This is a genomic window from Sulfitobacter sp., from assembly GCF_036960155.1.
Taxonomy (GTDB): domain Bacteria; phylum Pseudomonadota; class Alphaproteobacteria; order Rhodobacterales; family Rhodobacteraceae; genus Sulfitobacter.
On record NZ_JBALWB010000018.1, the window covers coordinates 34,949 to 47,819 of the forward strand.

At 57.5% G+C, this 12,871-nt stretch carries 8 protein-coding genes; 7 read left to right on the forward strand and 1 reads right to left on the reverse strand.

Annotation, left to right across the window (positions count from 1 at the left end):
- The first annotated feature begins 70 nt into the window (after nt 1-70).
- The 4 genes from V7775_RS22385 (at nt 71) to V7775_RS22400 (ending at nt 4,274) form a co-directional block, all read left to right on the forward strand.
- Nucleotides 71-1,294 (forward strand): sugar transporter, encoded by a 1,224-nt coding sequence (locus V7775_RS22385; protein WP_335754160.1) that lies wholly within the window; start codon nt 71-73, stop codon nt 1,292-1,294.
- Between the two features lie 12 nt (nt 1,295-1,306).
- On the forward strand, nt 1,307-1,966 hold the full coding sequence (locus V7775_RS22390) for an ABC transporter ATP-binding protein (RefSeq protein WP_335754161.1): 660 nt from the start codon (nt 1,307-1,309) through the stop codon (nt 1,964-1,966).
- A 98-nt stretch (nt 1,967-2,064) separates the two neighbouring features.
- Nucleotides 2,065-2,784, forward strand: coding sequence for a sulfotransferase (locus V7775_RS22395; protein WP_335754162.1), 720 nt, complete (start codon nt 2,065-2,067; stop codon nt 2,782-2,784).
- A complete protein-coding gene (locus V7775_RS22400; protein ID WP_335754163.1) occupies nt 2,781-4,274 on the forward strand; it encodes a glycosyltransferase in 1,494 nt (497 codons plus the stop codon). Before V7775_RS22395 ends, V7775_RS22400 begins: the two co-directional genes overlap by 4 nt.
- On the opposite strand, the gene V7775_RS22405 is transcribed toward V7775_RS22400, so the two are convergent.
- Complete coding sequence (locus tag V7775_RS22405; RefSeq protein ID WP_335754164.1) at nt 4,271-10,309, reverse strand: glycosyltransferase; 6,039 nt, start codon at nt 10,307-10,309, stop codon at nt 4,271-4,273. The two genes, V7775_RS22400 and V7775_RS22405, sit on opposite strands and share 4 nt — an antisense overlap.
- Before the next feature lie 66 nt (nt 10,310-10,375).
- Here V7775_RS22405 and V7775_RS22410 point away from each other — a divergent pair, with 66 nt between their 5' ends.
- From V7775_RS22410 to V7775_RS22420, 3 genes are all read left to right on the forward strand, one after another.
- Nucleotides 10,376-11,146, forward strand: coding sequence for a hypothetical protein (locus V7775_RS22410; RefSeq protein WP_335754165.1), 771 nt, complete (start codon nt 10,376-10,378; stop codon nt 11,144-11,146).
- Between the two features lie 187 nt (nt 11,147-11,333).
- Nucleotides 11,334-11,759 carry a sugar 3,4-ketoisomerase gene (locus V7775_RS22415; protein ID WP_335754166.1) on the forward strand — a complete coding sequence of 142 codons (426 nt, stop codon included), beginning with the start codon at nt 11,334-11,336 and terminating at the stop codon, nt 11,757-11,759.
- Nucleotides 11,756-12,865: a DegT/DnrJ/EryC1/StrS family aminotransferase gene (locus tag V7775_RS22420; RefSeq protein ID WP_335754167.1), complete on the forward strand. Its 1,110-nt coding sequence runs from the start codon at nt 11,756-11,758 to the stop codon at nt 12,863-12,865. Before V7775_RS22415 ends, V7775_RS22420 begins: the two co-directional genes overlap by 4 nt.
- The last annotated feature ends 6 nt before the right edge of the window (nt 12,866-12,871 follow it).

Genomic DNA, 12,871 nt, shown 5'->3' on the forward strand with positions numbered 1-12,871 from the left:
AATGCTGGCAATTCCAAGAGCAGTATGTAAAAGCTTGGACTGAAGTTCAAATCATCTTTTTGGAAAAAGAATGAATGTGATACCCCCTAAAGACAGCGCAACACCAGAGCAAGTAGCGACAGCAAGCCCGTCCGTAGAGCCCATGAAACGGCCTGAGCGTCCGCCTGCGCGCGCAGCAAAGCTGCGTCGTCGCCATTATGGCCTGATGATTTCCTTTTTGTTGATTGTAGTTATTCCCTTATCGGTGGTCGTTTTTTACCTGCTGGCAGTGGCTAAGGATCAATACGGCTCGTTTACCGGATTCACGGTGCGCCAAGAAGAAGGCGGCAGCGCGTCCTCATTGTTGGGCGGATTGGCCAGCCTGACGGGGGCTACTGGGTCCTCGGACGGGGACATTTTGTACAAATTTATTCTTAGTCAGGCTCTAATACAGGAAGTCGATGATAACATCGGCCTGCGTGAGCACTATGGGGCGTTTTGGCAAGAAGATCCGATTTTTGCTCTTAAGCCGGGTGCAAGCATCGAGGATATGGAACAATATTGGAGCCGGGTTGTGCGGGTGGCTTACGACCAAAGCTCTGGTTTGACTGAAATGCGGGTACAGGCGTTCACGCCTGAAAAAGCCCGTGAGGTGGCGACAGAAATCTTGCGGTTAAGCCAGGACATGATCAACGCGCTTAATGAACAGGCGCGCGAGGATGCCATGCGTTATGCCCGTAGTGATCTGGAGGAAGCGGTTGCGCGGCTGAAGGCTTCACGTGAAGGGCTCACTAAATTCCGTTCAAGCAACCAGATCGTAGACCCGGAATCAGATATTCAGGGGCGCATGGGTGTGATGAACAACCTGCAACAACAGCTTGCACAGGCGCTGATCGATCTGGATTTGCTGGCTGGAACATCTAGCGAAAGCGATCCACGGACACGTCAGGCCGAGCGTTTGATCGAGGTGATCCGCGCAAGGATCACAAGTGAGCGCGAACAGCTGTCCAGTACGGGCACCCAAGACGGCGGCACAGGCGATGACTATCCACGTTTGATTGCAGAATACGAAGGTTTGGTTGTGGACCGCGAATTTGCCGAGGAAAACTATCGCGCCGCATTGGCCGCGCTGGATTTGGCGCGCGCCAATGCCCAACGTCAAAGCCGCTATCTGGCGACTTATATTGCGCCCACACAGGCCCAAACCAGTGAATATCCCCGTCACGGGGTGATTATAGGGATGACGACCCTGTTCTTGTTGCTGGGCTGGTCGATTATGGCGCTGGTTTATTACTCTGTTCGTGATCGTAGCTAGGGCGGGCATGGGATGATCCGATTTGAAAACCTGACCAAAAGCTATCAGGTGCGCGGAACGAAAAAAATTGTGATCAACAACCTCAATACCGAATTGCCAACAGGTAAGTCGTTGGCATTGTTGGGGCTGAACGGGGCGGGTAAATCGACCCTGATGCAATTGATTGCAGGCACGTTGCGTGCGGATTCTGGGCGTGTGGTGTCGGATGGGTCTATCTCGTGGCCTGTGGGGTTTGGCGGATCGTTCCACCCAGAGCTGACGGGCGCGCAAAACGTGCGGTTTATTGCACGTATCTACGGCGTGGATACGGATGAGTTGATCGCCTTTGTCGAAGATTTTGCCGAGCTGGGAAAACACTTTAATATGCCTGTGCGCAGCTATTCGGCAGGCATGCGGTCGCGCCTGACCTTTGGCGCTTCTTTTGGCATCCAGTTTGACACGTATCTGGTGGATGAGGTCACGGCGGTGGGGGATGCTGCATTCCGGCGCAAGAGCCACGCGTTGTTCAAGGACCGGATGAAAACCTCGAGTGCGATTTTGGTAACCCACGAGATGGGGCAGGTGCGCAGCTTTTGCGATTCAGGTATTTTGCTGCACGCGGGTGACCTGACGTATTTTGAAGATATAGACGAGGCCATTCAGGCGCATCTGGACGTTGTCAACGACAGGTAGGCTTGTGCGGCTGGGTGCTTGAAGTCGGGCCGCGTTTCTTTGATAAGGCGTAAGATTGTTAAACAGATGTGCAAATGTATGCGCAGGATGCGGGATTGATGAAACGCTTTGTAGTTTTAGGACTGCCACGTAGTGGCTCCACATATCTAATGAGTTTGCTGGATGCGCATCGGGACGTGAGTTGCGCAGGGGAGCAGTACAACCCCTTTGCGGTGATTGGTCATGGTCCCGGCGATGACACCCACGATGCGATTTTGGGCCGTGATAAAGATCCGGTGGCCCATATGGAGGCTTTCTTTGCACAAGGAGAAGCCCAAGGGTTGGCTTGTTGTGGGTACAAGTACATGATTGGCCACAACATCAAGATCCTGCACGAGCTGGCCGCAAACCCTGACGTGACGATTATTTATATCTGGCGTGAGAATAAGCTGGCGCAAATTTCGTCTCTGATTAAGGCGTTCCAGAGCAAGAAATGGGCCCAGTCACGGGTTAATTCACATGTCTCGAGCAAAATTGTCGCCACGCCGCGCCAGATCAGCCACCGCTGGCATGAATACGCAACATTTGACCATCTGATTTCGCTTTGGTTGGCTAACTTGCCGAATCCCAAAGTTACCTATGAATACCGTGAGATGTTCCAATCCGGTTTTGAGGAAGGTCTATGTGAATTTCTGGATGTGCCCTTCCAGCCGCGTATGAAAAGCAGGCTGGTCAAGCAAAGCAGTAATTCCATACTGGACCGTTTTGAAGATCCCAAACCGATTAGGTACTATTTTAATCAGATCGGATTAGGGCGTTGGCTGGAAGACGAGCTGTGAGCAGCCCGCTAAGGGTTTTATACTACAATTGGGTCGACTATCTGGATGCCGAAGGGCGTGGCGGTGGTGTTACGCTTTATCAGCGCAATGTGATGACGGGCCTCAAGGGGCGCGCTGATGTTGATGCGGTGTTTTTATCCTCTGGCCTGTCTTATGATCTGCCCGCGCGCGCGCCGCGTTGGGAACCCGTACGCCATGGCACGCAGACCGACCGTGACTGCCGGTACGAGCTGATCAATTCGGGTGTGCTGGCCCATGCCCATCACAGTTTTGGCGACCCTGCGCAGGTATCACATGATGCCACGCGCGATGTGTTTTTCGACTTTGTCGCACGCACGGGCCCCTATGATGTGATCCATTTCAACAACCTTGAGGGGCTGCCTGCAGACGCGTTGGCGATCAAGGAACGTTATCCCGAGATGAAGGTGGTTGTGGCTCTGCACAACTATTATCCGATCTGCCCACAGGTGAACTTGTGGTTCGGAGAGCGTGAGACCTGCGAAGATTTTGAAGATGGCGCGCGCTGTTCGGGATGTTTGACCCACCAACATGATGCACGGCTGCTTCGCGTGGCAAATGGCGTTTCCTACCGGTTGCGCTGTGCGGGGCTAGAGCCCGGGACACGCACCTATGACATCGCGTTCCGCGCGATATTATGGACAGGTGGGCGCAGCTTGCGCGCCATACGCTGGTTGCGTGGTCAGCGCAAAGATGTAGCAAAAGCACGTGTATTAGACCCTGATACAGCGCGTGCCAGTGCTGCCGCCTTTGCTGCGCGGCGCACTGCGATGACAAGCTTGATCAACACCCACTGTGATCATGTGCTTTGTGTTTCGGATGCGGTGCGGGTGTTGGCCGAACGCTATGGCATCGACGCAGACCTGACCGCGACCAGCTATATCGGGACGCAAGCCGCAGAGATGTTCACGCAGACGCAGCCCGTTGAGGATGCATTGAAAAAACAGACCCTAACACTGGGGTATCTGGGCTATATGCGCCGTGACAAAGGGTTTTACTTCCTGCTGGACGCGCTAGAGGCGTTGCCGCCCGAAATGGCCGCGCGCATCCGCATTGTGATTGCTGCGCGCGCGGTGGACCGTGCCACGCAGGCGCGGGTGATGCGGCTGGGTGATCATCTGGCCGAGGTGATCTATCACGATGGCTATACCCACGATGATCTGGAAGCAGTGCTTGCGTCTGTTGATGTGGGGGTGGTGCCCGTGTTGTGGCATGACAACCTGCCTCAGGTGGCGATCGAAATGCACGCCCGTCACATCCCGCTGCTGACATCGGATATGGGTGGCGCGCCCGAATTGGGTGCCAGCGCCGATATGGTGTTTGCCGCAGGGGACGCAGCTGATTTTGTCGCACGTGTTGCGGGCCTGCTGGAAGGGCGCGTGGATATGGCCGCCTATTGGCGCGGTGCCATGGCACCTGTCACTATGCCCAGCCACGTGGACCAGTTGCTAGAGATCTACCGCGCGGCCTAAGGGGTTAACCTGCGTTTGACAAAGGGCACCTGCGCCCATGGCACTGACAGGTCGGGGTCGTAAATTACGCTGCGCCCTTCAGCAGCCATTGCAAGGTATTTGCGGTATTCTTCGGCGTCGTTGAAGTGTTGTCCGCGCAGAACTTCGGCCTGTGCTTTTCGGTAGAAATCAGCGTTGTATTTAAAATGCGCCAGCAGCAATTCACGCGGCGCAATCTGCACATCCCCCACAAAATGCAAACCTGCTGACAGGCGCATGGCAGGATGATAACGCAGCAAGGCCAGTTTTTGCGCGACAAACAGATTGGGGCGGGAGCCGGGGATCAGACGGTGACGCAGGGCCGAGGTCCAGCAACTTTGGCTGGAGTTGGGCCCGCGCGTCATTGTGCTGGTCACAAAGGGGATGCGGTCGGCAAAACCTGCCTGATCAAAGGGCGTGCCATGGGTGAAATCGGCCTCTTCCAGCGACCCTTTTGGGTACATGTCGAGCATAAACAGGCGCACGGCATCGGCGTCTTTGAAATCGTCGTCTTGCAGCAGATCGGGCAATGTTTGGGTCTGGTTTTCTTGCCAGACCAGCAATTCATCCGCATCCGCCACCAATGACCATTTGCCCACACGAAACGCGGCCATCATGGCCTGCTGCCACGCCACACCGTAATGGGAGGAGCTATAATCGGTATCTACTGAAAACAGGGCCACATCGGGTTGCTGGACCAGATATTCCAGTGTGCCATCGTCCGAGCAATTGTCAGCGATCAGAAACGCGCGCACACCCAGTTTGCGGTAATGGGCCAGAAACTGCGGCAGCATGAACATCTCGTTGCGCATGCAGGCGACAACAGCCACATCCGCATCACAGGCCGCCTGAACCGAGGCTTGCGTGCTGATCAGCTCTAATGCGTTGCTGTCATAACCCAGTTTCACATCCTGATAGCTGGGCCAGATTTTTTGCGGTGATAGCGTGGGTGTATTCAGGCGCTTCACTGCTGCGGCCTGATCAAGGTGCGTATCCAGATGTACCAGTTGCAAAGGGGCGGTGGCGCTGGCGTGAAAGCTATTGAGCCATGAGGCCACGGGAAGCGCATCGCGCCATGTGCGGCGGCGAATGGACACGCGGTAGTCTTCTTGGGCTACATAGATGCCGCGCATGGCCAGCAGATCGCCCAGCATTTTATCTTCCATAAAGGACACATCAATCAGCTGCTGGCCCTCTGGGCTACGGGCGGCATCCAATGCGGCGGCCATGGCTGTGCGGCTGAGGGTATAGGCCGATCCACCATCGGCGTATTCCGAAGGTTCGGGCGATTTATCAAGGTCCATCTGGCCGCGCGGTGTGCTGGATTTGGTTTGGTGCCATATGCGGTCGGTCTGGCCGGGGACGCGGTGCAGGCGGCGACCGTAATAGTCGAACTTGGCGTAACTTAGGGATTTGAAGAACAGCTCGGCGTTGAGGAAACAGTCATCGTCGATCTTGAGCATGTGACCGAAGCGGGTGTTGTCATGCACCCATGCGATTGTGGCGAGGGTTTTCTGGGGCAGACCTTCGTAATCGTCAGGGGCGTCTAAATGTACGATATCGCCGCGGCGCGTGCCATCACCATTCCCGATCACAACCACATAGGGCACACCCAGATTTTCGAGCAGGCCCAGCCAACCTGCGCGCAGGGCGGGGATGCGGGTATCAAGGTACTGCGCGCAGGAGAAAACGGTCACGATTGTGTCAAACAGCGGCGCGCCTTCAGGCTGGTCTGTTGCGCCCGCAGGAGGGATGGGCAGATCGGGGAGCGCTAGCGCGTCCAGCAGGGTTTGCACGCAGGGCAGCTGTGGTGAATTACTGTGCAGGCGGTGCGCCGGGGTCACCACGGCAGGGGCCGCGCGCCAAGACGCGGGATCGTGCTGTTCAGACTGGAGGTGCAACCAGGTGCACAGCTCTTGCGCGTGGGCGGTTTCTTGTACCGTGTCGATCAGGGCCAGTGCCATGCCCATCCCCAGATGATGCGCGTCTGGACCAGCGAGCAGTGCCAGCGCGTCGGTCAGCGTTGTGATGTCAGCGTTAGGGTCGCGGAGCCATGCGATGGCGCGGGTGGTGGTGGCCTGCTGATGCCCGAGGTCGGGCGCGCGCGGTGTTTCAGGATACAGCGCGGGCAGCGCATCTGTGGCGCGGACGGCCACTGCAGGGGTGACGTCGCTGCTGTTTGGGCTGGCCATGTGGCGCAGGATGTCTTGGGATTGTTGTGCCTGACCTTGCGCAGGATTTGCGGGCAGGTCGGCGGTATCAAGGGAGGCATGGCTAGGCATGGGAAACCCTGCAGGGCCGAATATCTCGCGCCGCACGCGGGGGGCATCTACGGCCTGTGCGGCCTCAAACAGGTGCAGGGCATCCTCGCGCTCTTGCGGGGGTGTCTGTGGAGTGATGAGCTGGTGATAGGCGGCCTGTGCCTGTTGCATTTGGGCAGGCAGGTCCGGGGCGGTTTCCAGATCATTCCAGAACATACGTGACAGGCCGTACACCTCAAGACACAGGGCCATGACCTCTGCTTGTAAAGGGGCCGGCATGTGGGAGGAATGGCGGATGAGCGCGGCCGCGGTACGTGTCAGCTCGCGGCACTGGGCACGGTCCCAATAATCGGGCGCGCGGTTGCGCAGGAACGCGGCAAAGCTGTGGAAAATCTGCGCGTAGGTATCGGAGGGGATGTGCGCGCTGGTTAAGGCATGGCGCACAGCCCAACCAATTGCAGGGGTGACCAGCCAGTCCTCGCGGACCTCTACAAGCTGATCCAACATTTGCGCCATTTGCGCGTCTTCTCCGGCTGCGGCCAGATAGGGCAAAGCGGCAGAAAGGCTCCAGCGGTCAGGGGGGATATCCAGCGGCAGGATGCCTTGGTGACATGCCAGATCATAGAGACCTGCAAAGTCGCGCTCTTGGGCGCAGAAATATTCGCTGAGCGCAAGGAAGAGGGGCTGCTGCGCGGTTGCGGATACTTGCATTGCTGCAACCACTGACAGGGCATCAGGGCAGTTTGCGGCGGATTGGCTTTGGGTCAGGCGTGCCACGGCAATGTCGACCTGCGTGCGCACGGGATCATCGCTCAGAGGGGGCGGAGGGGTGTTCAGGTGCTGCGTATCAGTCTCTATAAAGGGCGTTGCGCCATAGAACTTGGCGATCTTGGCCAATTGGATTTGCGCAGGGATGGACAGTAGGTTCAGCAGATTGCCGTGACGGATATGTTCAAGCACGGCGAGGCACAGGGTGTTGTCGGTGCAGGCAAGCGGGGCACACAACAAGGTTTCAAGGCGCGCAGCCATCTGCACACGGGTCAGGGTTAACGTGCTGTGCGTTTGGGTGAGCGTTAAGGCACCTCCGTCGGGGACATCGTGCCACAACCGCGCGGGCAGCAAGGCGGCGGCGGTGCCTTGGGGGGCTGGGATCAGTGGCAGGGGAGTGCGGGCCGGTTGTATCTCTATGCTGGTGTGCGCATCTGCTGTTGTGCGCAGCATCAGGCGACTGTCGAGAACCAGCGCACCTTGGGGGATGTCAGGGATGATATGCTGGGGGGTGACATGCCCTTCACAGGTAAACCCTGCGATGGTGTCCAACCCCGCAAAGCCTTCGCGATTGCGCAGCCCGCGTGCGCCAAAGCGAAACACTTCGCGGCCGTTGATCTGCACACAGACATGGGGAGGCGTGAATGTCAGGGTGACGGTTGTGGGATCGGCGTGCAAATCGACCGCGCAGCTGCGTTGCGCGCGCCATCGGCCATCGGCGTGCTGGTCGTTGCACACGGCTAGGTTTTCAGGGCCACGCAGGGACAGGTGGAACACAACCTGATTGCTGTCTGTCGCGTAGAAATAGATGTTAGCGTAGGGGCGGGTGTGTAGCACGGCCTGAAATTGCACCATGCCGTTGGTCCCCAGAGTAAAGGGGTGCAGATCAGGGGGCGGCACAGCGATGGTTTTGCCTGTTTTGGGGTGTGTTGTTGTGTTGGCCTCGGGCGGCGGCGGGCGGCGGGTTATCACCGCAAGCGGGTCCATCATGCGGGACAGGCGCGGCCCGACGGATGGATCAAGACCAGCAGTGGCGGGGGCGCCGTACCCAAGGCGCGCAGAGAGCGCTGCGGCCCCTGACACCATTGCAAGGCGATGCCAACGGCTGGGGTATTTGCCAAAATAAACTTGTTCACGCAGGGCGCGGGCAAACAAGCGCCGCTGCCACCCTTTGGGCAGAGTGACCTGTGGGAATTGTGCGCAAACAGTCTCTAACAAGGCCATGTGTGCGCGCCGCATGGCCTTGAGGCCGTAGGGCGCGCCCCACCGTGCAAAACCCTGATTGTGCATCGGCACGGTAACGAGGGCATGGGCGATATATGTGATGCGGCGCGCACGCAGGGCGGCGATCAGGCACAGGCCCCAATCGGGGCGTGCGCCGTTGGTAAACCCCGCTCCGGTGTCTGTCAGAAACGCACGCCGGAACACCTTGGCCGAGCAATGCGCCTCAAGCCCCAAGACCTGAAGCGGGGTCATTTCCAGCGGCCCTGCGGGTAGCGTATCAAGCGGCCAGAGCGTCATGTCATGCATGCCGTTGTGATAGCTGAGCACATCTGTTTCAGGGTCATGCAAGCGCATCTGCGCCACGCCAAAATCAGCATCCGCACGCAGCATCGCCTCAACGCTGTGCTGCAGGCTCCACGGGGTGGGGATATCACCTGTGGCCAGACAGATCACATAGGCCCCGCGTGCATGGGCAATGCCGTGGTTAAACCCCGCACCTGTTCCGCGCGCTGCTGCGGTGAGGATGTGCCAATGGGCGGCCATGGGGATGTTTGCACCCTGTGCTGCGCGCGCGGCGGTAGCGTCATGGCAGACGATCAGCACTTCGTGCCCCGGTGTGCTTTGCTGGCGCAGCCCCTCAAGGGTGTGGCCCAAGGCCTCGATGTCGGTGCCATCCCAGCTTAGGATCACGCTTAGCGGTAAGAGGCCTTCCATCTCCATCTGCCAGCTGAGGCCTATGTCTGTATCCCAGTCGCTGAGATACGCGAGGGAGTGGGTGTGCATAAACTCCTGCGCGGCACTGGCAAATCGGGCGCGGCGGTCGGGATCGCCAATGATGGTGCTGCGTTCAAACACCAGACGGGTGGTGATGCGTGCCAATGCCAGATCGCCCCCCGGCCGCGGGCTGTGCGCGAACATCTGTTGCATCTGTTTGAGCACATCAAACTGCTCGAACACGCGGTCGCTGTCTTCGCCTGTGATTTGGCCCGCGCGCCCGCGCGTCTGGATATAAAGCGCCTCTGGCAGGTGTATGATGTGATCGGTGCGTGCCGCGGCACGGTGGAAAAATCCGTGATCCTCAAACCATGTGCCCTCGTCAAATCGCAACCCCTCGATGAGGGTGCGGCGGTAGAGCTTGTTCCACGCTGAGGGGAAGTGGCAGATCACATCCGACCATGTATCTAGTGCATAGCGGCGCGGGGCCACGTGGCGGGACAGGTCGGCGGCACCGTGGATGGCGGAATGCGCGCTGCCGCTGCCATCGATGTCATTGGATTGAATTGCGCAGGCGACCCAGTCACCGCCGGTTTCTTCAAGGGTTTGCCACAGGCGCATCAGATAATCGGGCATCACACGGTCGTCGCTGTCGACAAAGGCGATGTAGCCCCCCGTTGCCTGCGCCAGACCTGTATTGCGCGCCCCGCTGAGGCCGGCGTTTTCCTGCCGGATCAGGCTAAACCGTGGATCGCCCTGCGCGGCGGCAAGCGCGATGTCGCCGCTGCCGTCTGTGGCACCATCATCAATCATGAGGGCTTCGAAATTGGTGAAGGTCTGGCTGCGCAGGCTATGGATGCACGCCGCCACATGCTCTGCGACATTATAGATCGGGATGATCACTGAAATGCGGCCCTTTTGCGTGGTTTGCACGAGAGGGTCAGCGGCGTTGTTGGTCATAGGGTCACCAAGGTGGGGGGAGTGATCATACGGGTGTTGTTTCGCAACTTGCCCAGTAGGTAAAGAGCGCATGGCGTTTGTATACATCATCTTGCCCCTTGTGTGGGGGGGTGTTACTTTGGGGGCATCTATTTTCACGTGTAAAAGGTAGCTGTAGTGAGCGATCCATATGTTATCTGGACCATGCGCCGTACGGGGGGTACGACGCTTGCCACGTTGCTGAATATCCTGTCAGAGCACCCTAGTATCCAGCACGAACCGTTCAATGTTGAACGTAAGCTGCGCCACATTCCAAAGATGCTGGCCGAAGGGGGTGACGTAAAGCAGGTGCGGGCCGAACTGGAAGACTGTCTGGCGCACCGTCCGGTTATCAAACACTGTTACGAGTTGATGAACCCTGCCTTTAATAAGGTCCTGATGAAGGTCACAACAAAATTGGGATACCGGCACATTGTGCTGGACCGGCGCAGCGAAGCCGCGCGGGTTATATCACTGGAACTGGCTCAGTTGTCGGGCGCGTGGGGCGCGGGCTCAACTGAGAAAATATACCCCGAGATTGAAGCTGGCGAGCGGGCATTGGAACCGATCAACATTGAGCGGGCCCTGTCCGAGATGCGTCAGAGCCATCTTCGCCGTCAGGAACTGGTGGCGATGACGAAGTGGTCCAAACCTGCGCCGTTTATGATGTACTTCGAAGATGTCTATACGGATCATGTGGCGGGGCGCGCCCTGATTGGGCGGTTGCTGGCCTATCTGGGCATCCGACCCGAAGATCATCTGGACTATGACACGCTGCTAGAGGATGCGTTGGTGCAACGGGGGCAGAATTCGGTGCGGATTGTACAGGCTGTCCCAGATTTTGATGCGGCAAAAGCCCAGCTGAGCGCGCTGGAGGCTGCTCAGAAAAAGATTTTTGTTGCATCCTGAGCTTGGAGTGCAGATGGCGGCGGACGGTTTATGGTATAAAAGGCGCTGGCAAGTATGGATAAACGCCATTGACATCTTGCGCGAAGTCAGGGGATTACAGGTGAAATTAACTTTAGTACTCACTGGTTTTAAAACGTTACACTCTTTTTTCGTGTTACCAATTAATTTTCAGACATAGGTATAAATCATGTCTCATCACATCGAACCCGAATTGATAGAAATAGCGTGTTTTTCAGATGCACGTGGCCAGCTTGGCGTTGTTGAGGCTGCGGGCCTGCCTTTTGATATTAAACGGGTTTATTACTTGTTTGATATTCCGATGGGTGCTGTGCGCGGTGAACACGGGCACAAAAAACTTCAGCAGTTTATGCTGTGTATGAACGGGTCATGTGAAATCACGTTCAACGATGGCACGCGGCAGTTCAAGTTTCTGCTCGATAGCCCCTCGGTAGGTGTTTTGGTGCCGCCGGGCCTGTGGCGCAGCATCCGCTTTATCAAGCCGGACTCGGTTTTGTGTGTTTTCGCGTCACACCCCTATGAGCAAGAAGACTATCTCTACTCCTACGAAGAGTTTCTGGAGTGGACTATTCAAAATAAGGAAGCCGAGCAATGAAGTACCCGTTTTTGGATGTAGGATTTACATACCGGACGCTGAAGGATGATCTAGATGCGGCCTATCACGGTGTGATGGACAGCAGCATGTACATCGGCGGGGATGCTGTTGCGAATTTCGAGCAGGAATTTGCGACGTATTGTAGGGCAAAACATTGCGTTGGCGTTGGCAACGGTCTGGACGCCTTGGTATTGACGCTGCGCGCGTATGGCATTGGCGAGGGTGACGAAGTGATCGTGCCTGCCAATACTTTTATCGCCACATGGCTGGGCGTGGCACAAACGGGCGCCACTCCGGTACCAGTGGATGCCGATCCTTTCACGATGAACATTGATCTGGCGCTGGTGGCTGATGCGATTACACCGCGCACCCGAGCGATCATGCCCGTGCATTTGTATGGTCAGCCGACCGCCTCTGACGGGCTGCGCGCGCTTGCCAAAAAACACGATCTGAAGATCATCGAAGATGCAGCACAGGCCCATGGCGGGCGTGATGGCAACCGCCGTGTTGGCCAGTTAGGCGATGTGGCAGGCTTCAGCTTTTACCCAGGGAAGAACCTTGGGGCATTTGGTGATGGCGGGGCGATTGTGACGGATGACGGCGATCTGGCCCAATCCATCCGCATGTTGGGTAACTACGGTGCCCAAGTGAAATATCAACACGACGAGGTGGGTTATAACTCACGTCTTGATCCGCTTCAGGCGGCGATGCTGTCGGTCAAGCTGCGCAAGCTGGACGAGTGGAGCGCGCGCCGCAGCGAGATTGCAGATATCTACCTGAGTGCATTGAACGGGGCCCCCGGCCTGACCTTGCCCGGTGTTGGTGAGGGGCTGCAATCGGCGTGGCACTTGTTTGTGGTGCGTGCGCCGGACCGCGAAGCCTTGCAGGCGGCCTTGGCCGAGCGTGGCGTGGCCACGGCGATGCATTATCCCATCGCCAACCACAAAAGCGGTGCCTTTGTCGAAGACTTTGGCGACATGTCGTTTCCTGTGACAGAAGAAATCTGCCGCACCTGCCTAAGCCTTCCGATTGGTCCGCATTTGAGCGTCGAGCAGGCCCATGAAATCGCCCAGCATGTCAACGATGCCGTGCGCAGCATTGCCTAGATGGCG

Bases quoted from the DNA above. Each gene is read 5' to 3' on its own strand.
- V7775_RS22390 (WP_335754161.1), top strand. From the start codon at position 1,307: ATGATCCGATTTGAAAACCTGACCAAAAGCTATCAGGTGCGCGGAACG.
- V7775_RS22420 (WP_335754167.1), top strand. From the start codon at position 11,756: ATGAAGTACCCGTTTTTGGATGTAGGATTTACATACCGGACGCTGAAG.
- V7775_RS22385 (WP_335754160.1), top strand. From the start codon at position 71: ATGAATGTGATACCCCCTAAAGACAGCGCAACACCAGAGCAAGTAGCG.
- V7775_RS22415 (WP_335754166.1), top strand. From the start codon at position 11,334: ATGTCTCATCACATCGAACCCGAATTGATAGAAATAGCGTGTTTTTCA.
- V7775_RS22395 (WP_335754162.1), top strand. From the start codon at position 2,065: ATGAAACGCTTTGTAGTTTTAGGACTGCCACGTAGTGGCTCCACATAT.
- V7775_RS22405 (WP_335754164.1), bottom strand. From the start codon at position 10,309: ATGATGTATACAAACGCCATGCGCTCTTTACCTACTGGGCAAGTTGCG.